This window comes from Paenibacillus sp. ATY16 (assembly GCF_003399985.2).
GTDB lineage: Bacteria > Bacillota > Bacilli > Paenibacillales > Paenibacillaceae > Pristimantibacillus > Pristimantibacillus glycanilyticus.
This window is the reverse complement of the sequence record NZ_NMOK02000053.1, coordinates 161649-181210: the sequence shown is the minus strand read 5'-3', so window position 1 is coordinate 181210 and position 19562 is coordinate 161649. Positions and strand designations below refer to the sequence as shown.

General features: G+C 52.5%; 13 protein-coding genes. 9 read left to right on the top strand and 4 right to left on the bottom strand.

Going from position 1 to position 19562, the window contains the following annotated elements; translation table 11 throughout:
* A partial coding sequence (locus tag CFI03_RS28960) for a dynamin family protein (RefSeq protein WP_248762593.1) occupies positions 1-1980 on the top strand: 1980 nt, incomplete at its 5' end.
* Between the two features lie 352 nt (positions 1981-2332).
* On the top strand, positions 2333-4900 hold the full coding sequence (locus tag CFI03_RS28955; protein WP_248762591.1) for a rhamnogalacturonan lyase: 2568 nt from the start codon (positions 2333-2335) through the stop codon (positions 4898-4900).
* A gap of 161 nt (positions 4901-5061) precedes the next feature.
* On the opposite strand, the gene CFI03_RS28950 is transcribed toward CFI03_RS28955, so the two are convergent.
* Together CFI03_RS28950 and CFI03_RS28945 are read right to left on the bottom strand one after the other, a co-directional pair.
* Positions 5062-5568, bottom strand: coding sequence for a hypothetical protein (locus CFI03_RS28950; protein WP_248762590.1), 507 nt, complete (start codon positions 5566-5568; stop codon positions 5062-5064).
* 92 nt (positions 5569-5660) lie between these two features.
* Positions 5661-6521 (bottom strand): alpha/beta hydrolase, encoded by an 861-nt coding sequence (locus CFI03_RS28945; RefSeq protein WP_248762589.1) that lies wholly within the window; start codon positions 6519-6521, stop codon positions 5661-5663.
* Between the two features lie 138 nt (positions 6522-6659).
* Here CFI03_RS28945 and CFI03_RS28940 point away from each other — a divergent pair, with 138 nt between their 5' ends.
* Together CFI03_RS28940 and CFI03_RS28935 are read left to right on the top strand one after the other, a co-directional pair.
* Positions 6660-7256 (top strand): TetR/AcrR family transcriptional regulator, encoded by a 597-nt coding sequence (locus CFI03_RS28940; RefSeq protein ID WP_248762588.1) that lies wholly within the window; start codon positions 6660-6662, stop codon positions 7254-7256.
* A gap of 102 nt (positions 7257-7358) precedes the next feature.
* On the top strand, positions 7359-8351 hold the full coding sequence (locus tag CFI03_RS28935) for a quinone oxidoreductase family protein (RefSeq protein WP_248762587.1): 993 nt from the start codon (positions 7359-7361) through the stop codon (positions 8349-8351).
* Between the two features lie 10 nt (positions 8352-8361).
* On the opposite strand, the gene CFI03_RS28930 is transcribed toward CFI03_RS28935, so the two are convergent.
* The gene (locus tag CFI03_RS28930) at positions 8362-9189 is read right to left on the bottom strand and encodes a helix-turn-helix transcriptional regulator (RefSeq protein ID WP_248762586.1); all 828 of its coding nucleotides are present in this window, start codon (positions 9187-9189) and stop codon (positions 8362-8364) included.
* Positions 9190-9569: 380 nt separating this feature from the next.
* Here CFI03_RS28930 and CFI03_RS28925 point away from each other — a divergent pair, with 380 nt between their 5' ends.
* The 5 genes from CFI03_RS28925 to gyrA all read left to right on the top strand — a co-directional run bounded on the left by CFI03_RS28925 (position 9570) and on the right by gyrA (position 19219).
* On the top strand, positions 9570-11354 hold the full coding sequence (locus CFI03_RS28925; RefSeq protein ID WP_248762584.1) for an ABC transporter ATP-binding protein: 1785 nt from the start codon (positions 9570-9572) through the stop codon (positions 11352-11354).
* Positions 11351-13204, top strand: a complete 1854-nt coding sequence (locus CFI03_RS28920) for an ABC transporter ATP-binding protein (RefSeq protein ID WP_248762582.1) — start codon at positions 11351-11353, stop codon at positions 13202-13204. The genes CFI03_RS28925 and CFI03_RS28920 overlap by 4 nt, the downstream gene beginning before the upstream one ends.
* 115 nt (positions 13205-13319) lie before the next feature.
* Positions 13320-14498, top strand: a complete 1179-nt coding sequence (gene purT / locus CFI03_RS28915) for a formate-dependent phosphoribosylglycinamide formyltransferase (RefSeq protein WP_248762580.1) — start codon at positions 13320-13322, stop codon at positions 14496-14498.
* Between the two features lie 285 nt (positions 14499-14783).
* Positions 14784-16754, top strand: a complete 1971-nt coding sequence (parE, locus tag CFI03_RS28910) for a DNA topoisomerase IV subunit B (protein WP_248762578.1) — start codon at positions 14784-14786, stop codon at positions 16752-16754.
* 11 nt (positions 16755-16765) lie between these two features.
* Positions 16766-19219 carry a DNA gyrase subunit A gene (gene gyrA / locus CFI03_RS28905; protein ID WP_248762576.1) on the top strand — a complete coding sequence of 818 codons (2454 nt, stop codon included), beginning with the start codon at positions 16766-16768 and terminating at the stop codon, positions 19217-19219.
* On the opposite strand, the gene CFI03_RS28900 is transcribed toward gyrA, so the two are convergent.
* Positions 19210-19377 carry a hypothetical protein gene (locus tag CFI03_RS28900; RefSeq protein WP_164775626.1) on the bottom strand — a complete coding sequence of 56 codons (168 nt, stop codon included), beginning with the start codon at positions 19375-19377 and terminating at the stop codon, positions 19210-19212. The two genes, gyrA and CFI03_RS28900, sit on opposite strands and share 10 nt — an antisense overlap.
* Between the last annotated feature and the right edge of the window lie 185 nt (positions 19378-19562).

The following is a 19562-nucleotide window of genomic DNA, read 5'->3' as shown; positions in this document are numbered from 1 at the left end:
GCGCCGGCGCAGCCGCGCATGGCCGCTCGCGCAGCGGCGCCGCAGGCTGGCGCCGCGCTGGCCGGCGGCGCAGCGCTCGCGCAGCAGCATAGCGCCGCGGCGCGCCTTACGCGCGCGGCTGCGCTGCTCGCGCCTTACGCGCCGCTGACCGCCAGCGCGGACGCTATGCGCGAGAAAGCCAACCGGCTGCGGGATAGCCGGTTCACCATCGCGCTGTTCGGAGCCTTCAGCGCGGGTAAATCCTCGCTCGCGAACGCGTTGCTTGGCGAGCCCGTGCTGCCGGTGTCGCCGAACCCGACAACCGCAGCGATCAACCGTCTCGTGCCGCCTACGGCCGAGCACGAGCATGGCACGGCCCTTGTCGTCATGAAATCCCATGACGCCATTATCGAAGATCTGCGCTATTCACTGGCGCTGCTTGGCGAGGACGCATCCGAATCTGCCTTGCCGAATGCATCGGCTATTATGCTTGCCATTGATATGCTGACCCCGGATGTCATTCATGCCGGCGGACGTCCGCATTATAGCTTCCTTCGCGCAGCCCGCAAAGGATGGGAAGCGCATGAAGCGCTGCTTGGCACCCAAATCTCGGTCTCGCAGGACGAATACGAGAAGTTTGTAGCCGAGGAGTCCCGTTCTTGCTTCGTCAGCGAAATCGAGCTTCATTACGATTGCCCGTTGACGCGCCAAGGAATCGTGCTTGTGGATACGCCGGGGGCAGACTCCGTGAATGCCCGGCATACGGGCGTAGCCTTTAATTACATCAAGAACGCGGACGCCGTTTTGTTCGTCACTTACTATAACCACGCCTTCTCGCAGGCGGACCGTCAGTTCCTGATGCAGCTTGGACGGGTGAAGGATCAGTTCGAGCTTGATAAAATGTTCTTCCTGGTCAACGCAGCCGACCTGGCAGCCGATGACGAAGAGCTTGAGGGCGTGCTAAGCCACGTCGAGAGCAACCTGCTTCAGCATGGCATCCGTAACCCGCGTTTGTTCCCGGTATCCAGCCTGCAAGGCTTGGATGCCAAGATGGAAGGCAATATGGAGCTGCTCTCCCAATCGGGGATCGGCGCCTTTGAACAGTCGTTCCTTGGCTTCGTGCAGAACGACCTCGGCAAGCTGGCTGTTGACGCGGCAGAGCAGGAGATTGCAAGAGCCGCTTCCACGGTGGCCGGCTGGCTGAAGAGTGCCGCGGGCGATGCCGCGTCCCGCCAAGCGGAAAGCGAACGCTTAGGCCAGCTGCAGCTTGAGGCGAATGCCTCGATCCGGACGTTCCAGGAAAACGATCCTCCGGCGCAAATGCTTCAGGAGCTGAACGAGCTGCTCTATTACGTGGTGCAGCGGATTCAGCTTCGCTTCGGCGAGTTTTACAATTATGCGTTTAACCCTTCGACGCTACAGGATGACGGCCGCGATCTGCGCAAAATGATCTGGACCGCATGGCTGGAGCTTCAGCGTCAAGTGCAGACCGAGCTGTCCCAGGAGCTTCAGGCGACAACGCTGCGGATGGACCGCAAGTTGAACAGCCTGCTCAAGAAGCTGTACGCGAATTTGACCGAGCAGCTGGAATCGCTGATTGCCGGTTACAGCAGCGCGGCATACGCGGCTAAGGATCTTCCTACCCCGGATGCCGTTGCGGATTGGAGAATGTCCGGCGTGGATGCCAAATGGCTATGGAGCCGGTTCAAATCTCCCCGCCAATTTTTCGAGGGAGATGGCAAAGGCCAGCTTCGCAAAGAGCTGGAAGAGGCCGCTTCTCCTGCCTTGCAAGCGTGGATGAACGAGCATATCGACAGCTGGTCAGGCCTTTATACTGGCTTGTGGAGACAATGTGCGGAGGAGACGGGCGCTGCCCTTGCAGACGATTTATCCCGTTACGTGCAAGGCATGCAGACCTCCTTGTCCGACGAAGCGGATACCGAGCTGCTTGGCAGACTGCATCAGCAGATTGCGGAGCTTCAATCCTCGGCGGACGCTTAACCTTTTCATGCATTTATCGCGTTTATGCCCGCAACGGTTTATGAGCCGTTGCGGGCTTTTTACGTCTAAGGGAGGTGCAGCGCCGTGAATCTTACGGACTATATCTTCGGAAAGCAATCCTTCGAATGCAGGGTGCGAGCATGATCATTGCTAGGTTAGTTAAAGGTTACTGCTCACAAAGTCGGTTTTTTGGAACAAATACACTGTTTTTTAGATGGGAAATGCATGGCCTGGAACTATAATGAAGGGGTGATTTTCCAGAATTTATCTGGTATAGGAAGAAAGGAGGGTAACCCTGGCAACTGATTTTGTAAGCGCATCCAATCTATTTTTCTTCGGGAGGAACGAGTAAATGGCAAAGCGTGCAACTAGCGGGAAAACAATTCGTACAATGATGGCTGGCGTTCTCGCCTTATCGCTTACGATGACGGGTTCTGCATGGGCAGCTCCTGCGGCGCAAGTTACCGTCGGCCAACAAGGGGGCAAAGAACGCGTGCAATTGGAATATTTGGACCGGGGACTTGCGGCAGCTACAACGTCTGAAGGCGTGTTTATCAGCTGGAGGCTCTTATCCTACGAGGTAACGGGCAGTACGGAAAAAGGTTTAACGGGACCGGCATTCAACGTCTATCGGGACGGGGTTAAGATCGCTACCGTTACGGACAGCACCAATTATCTGGATCGGTCGGGAGCATCATCTTCCATGTATTACGTGGCGGCGGTAACCGACGGGAAAGAAACCGATCAAAGCGCGGCCGTTCAGCCATGGGAGCAGGCTTATTACGACCTGAAGCTGAACAAGCCTTCGGATGGGGTCACGCCAAAAGGCGAGGCTTATACGTATTCCGCTAACGATATGAGCGTAGGAGACGTGGACGGCGACGGGCGGTATGAGTTTTTCGTCAAATGGGAGCCTTCCAATTCCAAGGATGTCTCGCAGCGGGGCTATACGGGCAAAACCTATATCGATTGCTATACGTTTGAAGGCAAGCTGCTGTACCGGGTTGACCTTGGCGTTAACATTCGTTCCGGAGCGCATTACACGCAATTCCTGGTTTACGATTTTGACGGGGATGGCAAGTCGGAGATGATGTTCAAGACCGCCCCGGGTACTAAAGTGTTGAAATACGGAGCAGACGGCAAGGTCGAATCCGAAAAATATATTACCATGCCAAAAGCGGATCTGGAGGCCGGCTACAGCAATGAAGATGATTACCGTCTCAGCGCGCAAGGCTATTACGATCATGTGGTGAACATGTTTATGGGCTGGAGCGACCGGGAAGAGGTAAAGAACGGCAGCTGGCCCAAAACGCTGGAGGAAGCTTTCGGCATAACGCCGAAATACAGCTATCCGCTGTCTCTTGAGGATGCGCGCAGCCTGACGGATTATTTCATGGATGTCTACGCGCCAAGCCGGAGCGTAAACAACAAGCTGCGCGAATTCGAAGGCTTTATTGTGGACGGGCCGGAATACTTGACCGTATTCGAAGGGGAGACCGGCAAAGAGCTGGAGACCATTCCGTTCAAGACGCCTCGGGAAGATGACGGACTGTTATGGGGCGATTATGCGATGGGCCGGATCGAGCCGGCTAACCGGGTAGATCGTTTCCTTGCCGGAGTTGCTTATCTGGACGGTCAAAATCCGTATGCCGTTTTTGCCAGAGGTTATTATACAAGATCGACTCTCGTCTCTTATGGTTGGGACGGCCATCATCTGAAGGAGAATTGGTACGTGGACAGCGGCTGGACGCCGATGACGAATCCGTTTAACGACGGACCGCATGGCCGGGACGGTACGGATCCGGAGTATGGCACGCTAACTACCCAAGGCGCGCACTCGCTAAGCGCGGCGGACGTAGACGGCGACGGCAAGCAGGAGATTGTTTACGGCTCCGCGACGATTGACCATGACGGCAGCCTGCTCTACAGCTCGATGGATGTGATGCCTCCTCAAAGCGCAACGCCCGGCGCGGTAGCAAGATTAGGTCACGGTGATGCTTTGCATGTGACGGACATCGATCCGAACCGTCCGGGTCTTGAAATCTTTATGGTTCATGAGGGCGGAGCTTATGCTCCTTACGGTTATTCGCTGCGCGATGCAAAGACCGGGGAAGTGTTGTACGGCGGATATACCGGCAAGGATACGGGACGCGGCATGATTGGGGATGTGGATCCAGCAAGACCCGGTCTGGAAACGTGGGCAGTTGGTCTCTGGAGCGCTGACGGTCAGAAGCTGGGGAATACGGCGCCGGGAACGAATATGAGCATCAAATGGGCAGGGGACATGACGACGCAAATCGTGAATGGCGCTATCGACGTTACGCCAACCATCGATGACTGGAAGCGGGGAAAACTGCTGACGGCAACCGGTACCTTGACCAACAACTATACGAAGGGCAATCCTTCGCTTGTGGCTGATATTTTTGGCGACTGGCGAGAGGAGCTGCTTGTACGTACAACGGACAGCAGTGCCATCCGAATTTATATGAGTACCGAGCTGACCGACCGGAAGCTGTATACCTTGATGCATGATCCGCAGTACAGAGCCGAGGTTGCCCGTCAAAATACGGCGTACAACCAGCCATCGTATACAAGCTTCTATTTTGCATCGGATACGAACTTCAACAATGTTCCGGTTCCTAACGCATCCCTTCCGGGTGTCTTAAGCAGCCTGCAAAATAAGCTGGACGGTTATATCGCGGACGGCAGCGTAAAAGGGGCCATTGTCAGCCAGTTGACCAATACTCTAGACCAAGCACAACATCAATACGAGAAGGGATTTAAGGACAAAGCCGTTGAGTTTGTAGACAAATTCCGGTCTCAGCTGGAGAAGCGTTCGGGTAAGGATCAAATCTCGGATGCGGCCGTCAAAAATCTGACCTCGCAAGCTCAGCTGCTGCTTTCGCAATGGTCTAAATAATCGGAATAGAAAATTTGCGGGGTCACGGTGAAATGATTCCGCTTAAGCTCATTCAAATGCTAAATTGCAGTTAAAAACGCGAATGAGGCACTTTTGCAGGCTAATCGACAAATAAAAGGGGCTATCCCGTTTGTCATATAATGACTTATGGGACGCCCCGTTTAATCATATCCGCCTTCGGCAGCGGGCAAGGCTTTATAAGCGTCTTTTCCCTCTACAATCTTCTGAATATAATTCCTCAGCTCGAGTAAATCCTTCGCATCCTTCGTCATGTTGCAGTACTCGTTTGTCCATGACAAGGTCTTCGTCTCGCCGTTTACGGTAATTTTCCAGCTGTCCGTACTGCTTGGCGTCTGTGAACAGTTACCCTTCCGCGGAAATTGTTTCTCGTCCAGGACGGCGATTTCTTTCATTTTCCCGTAAATCGATTCAAGCTCATCGTTGCTAAAAGACAAAGCTGTCGTGGCTGTCCCCTTCGTGACGAGATCCTTGGTGACGGTGTCGTTATACGTGTTGATTTCGTTTTTATGGTCTTCCCCGTATCCGAAGCTGACCGAGAATCGGAAATCCTCCGGCATATCCTCGGGCATCTGAATCTTCTGCGTCTCCTTGCTGCATCCCGCTAGAAACGCAAAGGCAACGCTTAAAATGACAAGTATACGAATCATGTTCTCCCCCCTTAGCAAGGTTAACGCTTGAAGGCGGGAAATTGTTGCTATTGTTTCTCTCAAAATAGCCAGACCCTTTTTTTGTTGCTTTTTCAGTTATATAAATTAAGAAAAAAACGTTTGATAGGCTCTGCGACCTTTACCGGTTCATAACGATTCTCGGGCGATAAGTGTTCCAATTCGGGAATTTCAAGCTTAACGGAATTCGGAATCGTATCGTTCAAGGCAAGAATCGTTTCTTTTACGGTCTGGGGACTTTTCCCGCCGCTGACAAGCAGTAATTTAGCCTCAAGGTTCCCATAATCGCGATAAGTTCCCGCCAGCCGTCTGACTTCCCGATGTTCTAACAAGTTCTGCTTCAGCAGGGCTTCAAGCTCTCGCCAATGCTGACCGCGGATAAAAATGCTCAGCATTAGCCTGGCGTACCATAAAGGCAGTTTGGAAAGGGGAGAGTGGCCTGCTCCTCTGACAAAATGGGCAAACGCGGTTCGATGATCCTTCTTGACCATCGCCATTTCGTAATCTGCTAACCAATCCCATTCCTCCGGGCGAGAATGGATCGTTACACCTGGCTCATAGACGGCGATTGCCGAGAAGGGGTTGAATATTCGAGCTGTTTCGAGGGCTGCAAGACCACCGTAACTGTGGCCAAATACAAGCTCGGCCTTAGTAGCCTGCTGCACGGCGGCAATATCCTCGCATTCTTTCTCCATGGAGTATTCCGGACCCTGCGGGCCGCTCATCCCGCGTCCTCTACGATCGATGACGTGAACCCGAAAGGTTCCCGCCAATTCCTTGGCCAGCCTGGTGAAGCGGCTCGAATCGCTAAGTGCCCCATGGATAATAAGCAGATCCGGTCCTTTGCCTATGCTGAGAAAGCCGATTTTTGTACCGTCCTTAGAAACGACATTGGATCTATCGAATTCATGGATTCCCGCATGGTTCATTGTCATATTAACACTCCGTTCATATTTTTGATTGAAATTTAATTCAATAATAAAATGAGGACAAGAAGCATGTCAACCTTTAAATTTGCAAAAACGTTCCTTTTCGTTACAATTGAAAATAAATTCAATCAAAGGAGCCCATGCATGCCTAAACAAAAGGAACAATTCGATGAAATGAGATTGCTTACCATCCAGAAGATAAAAAATGCGGGCTTGAAGCTATTTTCAAAAAAAGGTCTTGCCGCCACAAATATCAAGGAGATTGCGAAAGAGGCGGGCATTAGCCTAGGGCTGATCTACCATTATTTCAAGTCGAAAGAGGAGCTGTATTTGTCATTAGCCAATGAAGCGATGGATAAGTCGCAGCTGGCTTTGGAGGGAATCATTAGTCAGTCCGTCAACGCCAGAGATAAAATCTCCTCCTTTATCGATTCCTATTTACACGGCGTGCAGAAGGAAGACGGGATTTATTACTTTATCATTATTTCCCAGCCATACCTGACGGGCAATGAGGAAGAAGATTTGAAGCTGAACGACAGGAAAATGCAGTCCATCAAACGTCTGGAAGGCATTATTCAAGAAGGACAATTAACGGGAGAGTGCGTACCGGGGGATCCTTTTCAACTCGCAGCAACCTTTATCTCCGCTACCCAAGGCATTGCTTCGTTCAAGCTTATGTTTGGCGATTCCTTCATTCTCCCGGAGAAAGATTTACTGCTGCGGCTGTTAATAAAATCATAATGCCTGTTACTCCGGGTACCTGTATAACCGCCAACTGGCTGCCTTCCTTTGTTTTTCTCATAATGGGATAGAACAACTTACAAGAACAAGGAGGCGCTTAATATGCGTGCAATGATGATTCCACAGTTTGGCGATGCCGAAGTATTGACCCTAACCCGTCTGGAGGTCCCTGCACCTGGACCTTTTGAAGTTACGATAGATGTTGCTTATGCCGGGGTTAATTACGCCGAGGTGTTGTTCCGGAAAGGAGGCGTCCCGAATTTGCCTCTTCCTTTCGTGCCTGGCATAGAGGTTTCCGGCACGATTAGAGAGATCGGGGAGAAGGTGACGGGCCTGCGTCCCGGTCAGCGGGTTGCCGCCTTAACGATAGTTGGCGGCGGCGGATACGCGGAGGTGGTCAAAGTGAATGCGGATCTTGTTTTCCCGCTTGATGAAGCGGGAGTCCAAGTCAGCATGGAGAGCGCGGCTGCTTTCCCATCGAATGTAACGACTGCGTACATGATCATATCGCAGGTGTCCCGCATGCAGCGCGGAGAGACGGTGCTGGTCCACGCGGCTGCGGGAGGCGTGGGCAGCGCAATCGGTCAGGTAGCAAAGGCGCTTGGCGCCGGACTTGTTATCGGAACGGTCGGAAGTACGGATAAGGTGGACTATGCGAAAAGCCTAGGTTATGACGAAGTCTATTTGCGGGAGGATTTCGAAGAGCAAGTAACGGAAAGGACGGGCGGACGGGGAGTAGACGTTGCGGTTGATCCGGTTGGCGGGTTGATGAGGGAAGCGTCGCTGCGGCTGCTTAAGCCTCTCGGAAGATTAATTGCAATGGGGAATGCCGGCGACTCGGAAGACGTGAAGCAATCCCTCAATGAATTATGGTTTACAAGCAAAACGGTATCCGGCTTTAATCTGCAGCTATTGAGCATGACCGCGCCGCTGCTGGTGGCTGAATCGGCCAGAAAGGCATTGGCTCTGGTAGCGAGCGGGGAGGTGAAAGTGGATGTAACCGGCCTTCTGCCGCTGCACAGCGCCGAAGAGGCCCATAGACGAATCGAGGAAAGAAAATCCACGGGCAAAATCGTTTTAAAGGTAGGCTCCTGACAGCATACCGTTAGCTGTTAAGCAGATGCTGCATGCTCTCTTGCGTACCGGTTCCTTCCACGGGAACGTAGACGCAGCAATGCGCGCTGCCGTTTCCGTTAATCTGGGAGAAGGTATTGATATTGAAGGTGAGCAGTCCGGCTTCGGGATGAAGAAGACGAATGGTTTTGATGGTCTTATCCATAATGTCATGCGTCGACCATAAAGCGAGAAATTCCGGGCTTGCACCTATTAGTCGGTCAATCAGCTTGCGGAAGGCCAAGTCGTTTAAATTTTTCTCGTAGCGTCCGCGAAGCACTCCGGCCGTATATTGGGTATATTCTTCCCAATCCGGTAAGGAACGGCGTAAATTCTCGTTCATGAACGTCAGCCAGGCCATGCAGCGGTCTTCCGCGGGAACCGATGGGAAATCGAAAATGATCCGGCAGGCGGCATCATTCCAGCTCAAAACCTCCGTGCGGTCCGTCGCAACGAAAGCAGGGTAAGGAAGCTGACCGATAAGCTTGTTGATATCCGGAGACAGCTGGTTTACGGCCAGAGAAGGATTTGGCAGCTCCAGATTTGCCAGGTGAAGCATATGCAAATGCTCGTTCTTGCTTAGCTTCAATGCCTGGGCGACGCTGTCCAGCACTTGTCTGGAAGGGGCGGCAGCCCGCCCTTGCTCGAGCCAGGTATACCACGTGGTGCTGACGTGGGCAAGCTGGGCGACCTCTTCGCGGCGGAGCCCGGGCGTTCTTCGTTTGCCGTAACCCGAAGGGAGACCGGCTTCGGCAGGATTCATTTTCTCCCTGCGCGATTTCAGAAATTGTCCGAGCAGGACGGCTTTTTGCTTATCCATTCGGCATGCTCCTCCTCGTTTCTTTATACCCCATTATACTCGGGGATGAAGATGGAACAAGAGCAAGTCGCCGGCCAGCCGTACCCCATGCAAAGAAGCGTCCTTTCCTCGCGAAAGGGCGCATTTTTATTTTTAAAAAAATCTTTTCTTTGGCCTATTTACATATCCCTGTGTGTTTCTGTGCAAAAATGGAGGAATTGCCACACATCTGGGATGATTATGGATTATTTAGGAGGATACCCCGTTAATCTTTCCCGATTCGCCATAATCGGCTGTTTCAGCTAATTATACGTGATTATCTACTGTTTGCGCGGGTCTCGCCGTTACTGCTAATATTCATTGCATAATTATACAAATAAAGAACGGGGAGATGGATTTACTTGGACGTCTTTAGGCAATTGAAGCGGTTTTATTGGGTTGAGCGAAGGTATCTGCTGTCATCCATTATTTGTTTGATGTTTGCGACTGCGCTTGGCCTGGTGTATCCGAATTTGCTGCGTTACTTGATTGACGATGTTATCAAGCCAAAAGACTTTGACAAAGTACCAATGCTAGCTCTTTCCGTCGTAGGGGTCGTTACCTTGAAGGGCTTCATGCAGTTCCTGCACGGATTTTTCGGCGGCAGGCTCGGCAACCGGGTAGTTTTCCGCATGCGCAACGCCTGTTACGACAAACTTCAAACGCTTTCATTCCAATATTACGATAAAGCGAAAACCGGCGATTTGATGTCCAGGCTAACGGCCGATCTTGAAGCAATCCGCCAATTTATCGGCTTTGGCTTTGCCCAGATTCTGAACGTAGCGCTGATGATCCTGTTCGGCGGAGCGATGATGATGTCGATCGACTGGAAGCTGACGCTGATTACGCTGGTCACGATCCCGTTCCTTGCTTTTACGGCAATCCGCTTTGAGAAACGGATTCATCCCGCCTTCCGCGAAATGCGCAAAGCGATGAGCAATCTGACAACGGCGGTTCAGGAAAATATTACGGGCGTGCGGACGGTCAAGTCCTTTGCCCGCGAGCCGCATGAGGTAGATAAATTTTCGAAGCGCAACGAGCAATACAAGGCGAATCAGATTGGCGCCTCTTCGATTTGGGCGAAGTTTTTCCCTTCGATGGAGCTTCTCGCCAACTTGAGCGTCGTCATCCTGCTGGTGGCAGGCGGTACGATGGTTATCCGCGGCTCCTTAACGCTTGGCGAACTTGTCGCCTTCTTCAGCTTAATCTGGTACATCATAGGTCCGATGTGGGGAATTGGATTCCATATCAATAACTATACCCAGTCCAAAGCATCCGGCGAGCGGATCATGGAGCTGCTGAACACCCATATCCATGTCCAAAGCATCGAAAACGCCGTTGAAGTGGATAAAGAAGTAGTTAGAGGCCATGTCCGCTTTGAGAACGTGACGTTTAATTATCCGGACAAAACGCCCGCGGTCACGAACATTAACATTGACGCGCCGGCGGGCAAAGTGGTTGGTCTCCTTGGGGCGACAGGCTCGGGCAAATCCACCATTATTCAACTCATGATGAGGGCTTATAACGTAAAAACGGGCCGGATTACCCTTGACGGCATCGATATTCAGAATCTGGACGTGCAAAGCCTGCGCAGCCAAATTGCGCCGGTATTTCAGGAGACCTTCCTGTTCTCGGCTTCGATTCGCACCAACATTGCCTACGGGGAAAAAAACGTAACGGACGAACAAATTATCCGCGCAGCCAAGCTTGCGAAAGCGCATGATTTCATTATGGAGCTGCCGCTCGGCTATGAAACGATCGTAGGCGAGAGAGGGATGGGCTTATCCGGCGGACAGAAGCAGCGTATCGCGATTGCCCGCGCGCTTATCCGCAATCCCCGGATTCTTATTCTGGACGATGCGACCAGCGCGGTCGACATGGAGACGGAACACGAGATCCAGGCAGGCTTTAAAGAGCTGATGGCCGGCCGGACTACGTTTATCATTGCGCACCGGATTTCGTCGCTCCGCCATGCAGACGAAATCATCGTATTGGATAACGGTCATATCGTGCAGCGCGGTACGCATAACGAGCTGATTGCCGAGCATGGACCTTATCGCGACACCTATAACATTCAATATGCCGATCGGCCGCTTGCGAACCTCGATTCTTCGGTACCGGAGCGGAAAAGGAGCGTTGTTCAATGAGCAGTTCGAATAAGGAACTGAAGGATAGAATCAAGAATGCAAGCGAAAACGGCAAGAAAGAACGTTTTATTTACCAGGATGACGATGCGATCGAAAAACCGTTTAACTGGTCGCAGATGCGGCGCTTGTTCATTTATATGAAGCCGTATACGCGCCAATTGATTCCGGTAATTGTCGCCATGATTATCGGCACGATCACCAGGCTGACCATTCCGGCCTTAACCATTGTGGCGATTGATCAAGCTATTCAGCCGGAGAGCGGAGAAACGAGCTACGGTAAGCTTTATTTGGTTGCAGGCATTATGGTGGCACTATTCATTATCCAATGGGCTTCCAACCAGTATCGGATCAAGTATACGAACATTATCGGCCAGAAGGTTATCTACGACCTCCGCCATCACCTATTCCAGCATATTCAGAAGCTGTCGTTCCGTTTCTACGACAAGCGTCCCGCGGGCTCCGTGCTTGTGCGGGTAACCAATGACGTTAACGCCCTGCAGGATTTGTTCACGAACGGCGTCGTCAACTCGCTTATGGACTGCGTGCAGCTTGCCGGTATCGTGATCATCCTTCTGATCTGGAACTTCAAGCTTGGTCTTGCCGTGATGATTACGGTTCCGATTATGTTCCTTGTCTCTTCCGCGCTCCGCAAGCGAATCCGCTTCGCCTGGCAGGATGTGCGCAAGAAGCAGTCGCGGATTAACTCCCATTTGAACGAAAGCATTCAAGGGATGAAAATTACGCAGGCCTACGTACAGGAAAAAGAAAACATGCGTTTCTTCGATAACATGAATGCGGTCAACGTAAAAGCATGGAATAAGGCTTCGGCGCTTAACCAGACGTTTGGCCCGGTTATCGAGGTTACTTCGGCAATCGGTACGTTTATTTTGTTCTGGTACGGATCTTATCTCATTGAGCATCAGGAGATTACCGTTGGTCTGCTCGTCGGCTTTGCCAACTATGTCGGCAACTTCTGGGATCCGATCAACCGCCTTGGCCAAGTATATAACCAGCTGCTAGTCGCGATGGCTTCATCGGAGCGTATCTTCGAGTTTATCGACGAAGAGCCGACGGTAGGCGAACTGGAATACGCGAAGCCGCTTGCCAGTATTCGAGGCGACGTGCAATTCGATAATATCGTATTCGAGTACGAGAAAGGGCGCCCTGCGCTGCATGGCATCAGCATAAACGTAAAAGCCGGCCAGTCCATTGCGCTTGTTGGCCATACCGGCTCCGGCAAAAGCACGATTATTAACTTGCTCTGCCGCTTCTATGATCCGGTTTCCGGCGTTGTCCGGATTGACGGTCAAGACATTCGCAACATTACGCTAGACAGTCTTCGTTCCCAAGTAGGCCTGGTTATGCAGGATACCTTTATCTTCTCCGGCACCATCCGCGACAATATCCGTTACGGCTGCTTGAACGCAACGGACAACGAGATTGTGGAGGCTGCCAAAGCCGTTAACGCGCATGATTTCATCATGTCTCTGCCTGACGGATACGATACGGAAGTCGAGGAGCGGGGGAACGTTCTGTCGATGGGGCAGCGCCAGCTGCTTTCTTTCGCCCGCGCTTTGCTGGCGGATCCGCGCGTGCTGATCCTGGATGAAGCGACGGCAAGCATCGATACCGAGACGGAGCTGAAGATTCAGGAGGCGCTTAAGACGCTGCTGAAGGGACGCACGTCCTTCATGATCGCTCACCGTCTGTCAACGATCCGCAATGCGGACGAAATTATCGTTCTGGATCACGGCAGGATCGTAGAGCAGGGCAATCATGAAGCTCTAATCAAGAAAAACGGCGTTTATAACGGACTTATCGAGGCCCAATATCGATTCTTGTCGGCCTAGTATTGATTTTTAGTTAAAGAACCTCCACAATGGAAGAAAATAAACCAGACTTCGAGGAATACGAGGATATTCCGTTCGCTCGACGCTGGGTTCTTCCGGGAGGTTCTTTTTAATTATGTATGGATCACCATTGACAACGAATGCACGCAAGCTTCTTCTGCTCGGCTCGGGCGAGCTTGGCAAGGAGGTTGCGCTTGAGGCACAGCGCCTTGGCGTAGAGACTATCGCGGTTGACCGCTATGCGAACGCGCCGGCCATGCAGGTTGCCCATCGTTGCCATGTTACGGATATGCTTGACGGTGCCGCAATCAGACGGATTATCGAAGACGAGAAGCCGGACTTTATCGTTCCGGAGATTGAAGCGATTGCTACCGAAACGCTGCTGGAGCTTGAGCAAGAAGGCTTTAACGTCATCCCTACCGCACGCGCGGCTCGCCTGACGATGGACCGCGAGGGCATCCGCCGTCTGGCGGCCGAGACGCTTGGTCTCCCAACGGCTCCTTATCGGTTCGCGGATTCGCTTGACGAGCTTAAGGCCGCAGTCAAAGAGATTGGTCTGCCTTGCGTAATCAAGCCGATCATGAGCTCTTCCGGCAAAGGGCAAAGCGTCTGCAAGACGGAAGCGTACATCGAAAGCTGCTGGAATTATGCGATGGAAGGCGGCCGCGCGAAAAAAGCGCGGATTATCGTGGAAGGCTTTATTACGTTCGAATCCGAAATTACGCTTCTTACGATCCGTTCGGTATCCGGAACAAGCTTCTGCGCGCCAATCGGCCATGTTCAGAAGGATGGGGACTATATCGAGTCCTGGCAGCCTCATGATATGACTCCGGAGCAAATCAAGCAAGCGGAAGATATTGCATTGCGTATTACGGACGAGCTTGGCGGGTACGGGCTGTACGGGGTAGAGCTGTTTATTACACGGGACGGCGTTCTGTTCAGCGAAGTATCTCCTCGTCCTCACGATACGGGCATGGTTACAATGGCGACGCAGGATTTGTCGGAGTTCGCCCTGCATGTACGCGCTATTCTCGGCTTCCCTATCCCTACGATCCGGCTGCTGACGCCTGGGGCAACCCATACGCTGAAGGCGGACCGCGAATCGGCTTCCTTCCGCATCGGCTGCGTTGAACAAGCGCTCGCTCTGCCGAATACGCAGGTACGCGTCTTCGGCAAGCCGGAGACGAAAGTCGGCCGCCGGATGGCCGTAGCCTTGAGCTCGGCCGGCAGCGTTGACGAGGCGCGCGATCTGGCCCGCCAAGCGGCGGAATCACTCCATATTCAGTACGACTAATCAGACTTCTTAGCGGCGGCTTCCCTTGTGCGATAACAAGGAGGAGCCGCTCCTTTTTTGGCGAGTCATGAATGGAACTTGGCGATAACGAGCATGAATAATTTAGCGTGGGACGCGAATTTATGTTATTCTGTTAATCCATCGAGCGCATTTGACCGATATTGATAAGGGCACAAACTTCATAACCGTCGTTATACTCGTATCTTTACTAATCGGGATAAGTTGAATTAAAATAGCTTGAAGATATGGAAACGTGAAGCTTCGCAAAATTTAGGAGGCATACCCATGGCAGAGCAAGTAGATCTTTTCGCAAAAACAGCGGCCCCGGAACGGAATTACGAGGCCGATGACATACAAGTGCTCGAAGGCTTGACCGCTGTCAGAAAGCGGCCGGGCATGTACATTGGCAGCACGAGCAGCTCCGGCCTTCATCATCTGGTCTGGGAAATCGTCGATAACGCCGTGGACGAGCATTTAGCGAAATTTTGTACGGCGATCGACGTCACGCTGCACAAGAATGGCGCGGTTACCGTGCAGGATAACGGGCGCGGCATTCCGACAGGGATGCATAAGACAGGAATTCCGACGCCGCAGGTCGTATTCACCATCCTGCACGCGGGCGGCAAGTTCGGCGGCGGAGGATACAAGAAATCCGGCGGTCTGCACGGCGTAGGCGCTTCGGTAACAAACGCATTGTCCGAGTGGCTTGAAGTGGAAATTTTCCGTGACGGGAAAATACATAAGATGCGCTTCGAATACTGGGTAGACGATAAAGGCAAGGAGCATGTCGGCGAGCCGGTAACAGGGCTTGAGATTACGGGGAACACGAACCGAACGGGTAGCAAGGTAACGTTCAAACCGGACGCGCGCGTCTTCCAGGGCGGCACCTCGCTGAACTACGATACCCTGGCCGAGCGCCTGCAGGAGATTGCATTCCTGAACTCGGGCCTTAAGGTTACGATCAAGGACGACCGCAGCGGCAAAGAGGATATTTTCCACTACGAAGGCGGCGCCCGCCAGTTCGTGCAATATTTGAACGACGACAAGACCGTCCTGCACGATGTCGTTCATTTCACGGGAGAGAAGGACGAGATTGAAGTGGAAGTAGCACTTCAGTACAACGACGGATATACCGAGACGATCGCATCCTTCGTAAACTCGATCCCGACACGCGGCGGCGGTACGCATGAGACCGGTTTCAAAACCGCTTATACGCGGGTTATGAACGAATATGCCCGCAAGGCTGGTCTCCTGAAGGAAAAGGAAAAGAATCTAGAAGGCAATGATCTGCGCGAAGGCATGATGTCGGTCATTAACATCAAGATGTCCGAGGTCGAATTCGTCGGCCAGACGAAGGACCAGCTGGGCAGCGCGTCGGCTCGCAGCGCGGTAGACGCCGTAGTCTCCGACAAGATGCAGGTGTTCCTGGAAGAGAATCCACAGGTCGCGCAAATGCTGCTGAAGAAGGCGGTACAAGCCTCCAAGGCAAGAGAAGCGGCACGCAAAGCGCGCGAAGAGATCCGCAGCGGCAAGAAGAAGAGCGAAAGCTCCAATCTGAACGGCAAGCTGACGCCGGCTCAGTCGAAAGATTTCTCGCGCAACGAGCTGTTTATCGTCGAAGGCGATTCGGCGGGCGGCTCGGCGAAGCAGGGCCGGGATTCGAAGCATCAGGCTATTCTGCCGCTGAAGGGCAAGCCGATGAACCCGGAAAAAGCGAAATTGCTGGATATTCTGAAGAACGAGGAATACAAAGCCATAATAAGCGCGATTGGAGCGGGCGTTGGCCCGGAGTTTGACGCGGATGAATGCAATTACAGCAAAATCATTATTATGACCGACGCGGATACGGACGGCGCGCATATCCAAGTGCTGCTGCTGACGTTCTTCTATCGGTACATGAAACCGCTGATCGACACCGGGCGCGTCTATATCGCTCAGCCGCCTTTATACAAGATCACTCGCAAATCGGGCAAGCTGGAGACGGTCCGGTATGCATGGACGGATGACCAGCTGCAAAATTATTTGAAGGAATTCGGCAAGAACTTTGAGCTTCAGCGCTATAAAGGGCTTGGCGAGATGAATCCCGATCAGCTGTGGGAGACCACGATGGATCCGGAGACGCGGACGCTGCTGCAGGTGCAGATCGAGGATGCGGCAAAAGCGGAACGCCGCGTGTCCGCCCTGATGGGCGACAAGGTTGACCCGCGCAAGCGTTGGATTATTGAGAACGTAGACTTCACAGTATACGTAGAATAGGAGGTAACGGCATGGGCATGCTTGAACAGTTTTTACCGGCCTATTTGGAAGAGGTCGTCGGAGACCGATTCGGCCGTTATTCGAAATACATTATTCAGGACCGCGCGATTCCTGACGTAAGGGACGGGCTTAAGCCCGTTCAGCGCCGCATTCTTTATGCGATGTACGATTCGAACAATACCCCGGACAAGCCATACCGCAAATCGGCGAAAACGGTCGGGGACGTTATGGGTAACTACCATCCTCACGGCGATTCTTCCATCTATGAGGGCATGGTGCGGATGGCGCAGCCTTGGAAGATGGGCCATGTTCTGATTGACGGACACGGCAACTGGGGCTCGATGGATGATGACCCGGCAGCGGCAATGCGTTATACCGAAGCGCGTTTGTCGCCAATCGCCATGGAAATTTTGCGCGATATCGATAAACGAACCGTCCAATTCAAGGACAATTTCGATAATACGACAAAAGAGCCGGTTGTTTTGCCTTCACGTTACCCGAACCTGTTGGTGAACGGTACAAGCGGGATTTCGGCAGGCTTCGCAACGGAAATCCCGCCCCATAGCCTGCGCGAGACGATCGACGCTTGCATTGCCGTCATGGCTCGTCCGGAAATGACCGTCGAAGAGCTGATGGGCATCGTGAAGGGCCCGGATTTCCCGACCGGCGGCATTATTATGGGCGAGGAAGGAATCCGCGAGGCTTATACGACGGGCAAAGGCCGCATCTATATTCGCTCGAAGGTCGAGATCGAGGATGTCCGCGGCGGACGCCAGCAAATTACCATTACGGAAATTCCTTATCAGGTCGTAAAATCCCGTCTTGTCAGCGCGATGGAAAATATCCGTCTCGAGAAGAAGGTAGAGGGGATCTCCGAGGTTAGGGACGAGAGCGGACGCAACGGGCTTCGTATCGTTGTCGAGCTGAAGAAGGATGCGGATGCGAACGGTATATTGGCATATTTGCTGAAGAAAACCGATCTGCAGGTCACTTACAACTTCAACATGGTTGCGATTGTGAACAAAGCGCCGCAGCAGCTTGGCATCAAGCAGATTTTAAGCGCGTATATCGACCATCAGAAGGAAGTCGTGACTCACCGGACCAAATATGAGCTTGAGAAAGCCGAAGAGCGTGCGCATGTCGTGGAAGGCCTCGTAAAGGCGCTTAATATCCTCGACGAAGTAATTGCGACCATCAAGGCTTCCAAGAACCGCGCTGACGCGCAAAACAACCTCGTAGCGAAATACGGGTTCAGCGAGCGGCAAGCGGATGCCATTCTGACACTCCAATTGTACCGTTTGACGAACCTGGAGATTACGTCGCTGGAGAAGGAATTGAAAGAAACGCAGAAGAAGATCGCTTACCTGCGTTCGATCCTCGAGAGCGAGAAGAAGCTGCTTGGCGTAATCAAGGATGAGTTGACGGAGATCCGCGAGAAATACGGCATCGACCGCCGCTCGTCGATCCGCGGCGAAGTGGAAGAGCTGAAGGTGAACCTGGAGGTTATGGTTCAATCCGAAGACGTAATCGTTACGCTTAGCGAAGAAGGCTATATGAAGCGGACAAGCATGCTGTCGTTCACCCGGTCGGGCGGCGATCTGCAGACGGCAGGGGTGAAGGAAGGCGACGCCATCAGCAGCGTTTACGAAGTAAATACGATTGATAACCTGCTGCTGTTCACCCGCAAAGGCCAGTACTACATGCTTCCCGTGCATCAAATTCCGGAGTTCAAATGGAAGGATACGGGTACGGCGGTCGTCAATATCGTACCGATTCCGAAAGACGATTCCATCATAGCCATTATTCCGGTGAAAGATTTCAATCTGCCTGGAGCATCGCTTGTATTCGTTACGAAACGCGCCCAGGTGAAACGGACGGAGCTTAAAGAATACATGACCACCCGTTCAACCGCCATTGCAGCCGCCAAGGTTGCGGACGGAGACGAGGTTATCCGAGTGATGCTAAGCGACGGAACGAAGCAGCTGCTGCTCGTCAGCAAGCTTGGCATGAGCATTCGATTCAGCGAGCAGGAAGTAAATGCAATGGGGCGCGTCGCAGCAGGCGTACGCGGCATGCAGCTTAGAGAAGACGATGAGCTGATTGCGGCGGAATGGGTTGCGGATGACGAAGGCGAAGTGCTCGTCGTGACGGATTTGGGTTACGCGAAACGCACGCTGCTGCTTGACTATCCGCTTCAAGGAAGAGGCGGCAAAGGCGTTCAAACCTTCGAATTCAAGGAAGGCAAGCGCGTGAAGCCGAACGGCTCCGCACTCGTCGCAGCTTTGTACTGCAAGGAAGAGTTAGGCATTATAGCGCTTACATCGCAAGGCGGCCAGCTTGCGGCGTCTTCGGAAAAAGCGCCGATTGAAGACCGGAAGTCCATTGGACGCATCCTGCTCCCGCTCGAGAAAAACGATGTTATTGCGACGATCTTTATCAGACCTGAGATATCTCCTCAATCATAAGGCCGGTTAGGCGGATCAAACCGTTCAATCAACCGAATGATTGCATCAAACATGACCCACATTGGCACCAGCTCATCCGGGCGGTCAAGCCATTGTGGGTCTTTTATGATGCCGTAGGCTTTTATCTTGCGAATGATTTCTGCTTTTTGGTCATCCATAGGGATCACTCCTTCATGCATCGATTCGACGAATTGGTCAGATGCCTATGCCCATTGTATGTCTACTGTTGTCAGAATGTTCGACTTTATCGCGATTAATGACTCAAATTATTAATCGGGTTAACCTTTTATTCGACATTAGCGAATGTTATAATTGGTATAAATGAGAAAATTGGACAGGAAGC

What these genes read in the sequence shown, in the direction of transcription:
- CFI03_RS28955 (WP_248762591.1), top strand. Translation starts at nt 2,333, where the DNA reads ATGGCAAAGCGTGCAACTAGCGGGAAAACAATTCGTACAATGATGGCT.
- CFI03_RS28950 (WP_248762590.1), bottom strand. Translation starts at nt 5,568, where the DNA reads ATGATTCGTATACTTGTCATTTTAAGCGTTGCCTTTGCGTTTCTAGCG.
- CFI03_RS28945 (WP_248762589.1), bottom strand. Translation starts at nt 6,521, where the DNA reads ATGACAATGAACCATGCGGGAATCCATGAATTCGATAGATCCAATGTC.
- CFI03_RS28940 (WP_248762588.1), top strand. Translation starts at nt 6,660, where the DNA reads ATGCCTAAACAAAAGGAACAATTCGATGAAATGAGATTGCTTACCATC.
- CFI03_RS28935 (WP_248762587.1), top strand. Translation starts at nt 7,359, where the DNA reads ATGCGTGCAATGATGATTCCACAGTTTGGCGATGCCGAAGTATTGACC.
- CFI03_RS28930 (WP_248762586.1), bottom strand. Translation starts at nt 9,189, where the DNA reads ATGGATAAGCAAAAAGCCGTCCTGCTCGGACAATTTCTGAAATCGCGC.
- CFI03_RS28920 (WP_248762582.1), top strand. Translation starts at nt 11,351, where the DNA reads ATGAGCAGTTCGAATAAGGAACTGAAGGATAGAATCAAGAATGCAAGC.
- purT (WP_248762580.1), top strand. Translation starts at nt 13,320, where the DNA reads ATGTATGGATCACCATTGACAACGAATGCACGCAAGCTTCTTCTGCTC.
- parE (WP_248762578.1), top strand. Translation starts at nt 14,784, where the DNA reads ATGGCAGAGCAAGTAGATCTTTTCGCAAAAACAGCGGCCCCGGAACGG.
- gyrA (WP_248762576.1), top strand. Translation starts at nt 16,766, where the DNA reads ATGGGCATGCTTGAACAGTTTTTACCGGCCTATTTGGAAGAGGTCGTC.
- CFI03_RS28900 (WP_164775626.1), bottom strand. Translation starts at nt 19,377, where the DNA reads ATGGATGACCAAAAAGCAGAAATCATTCGCAAGATAAAAGCCTACGGC.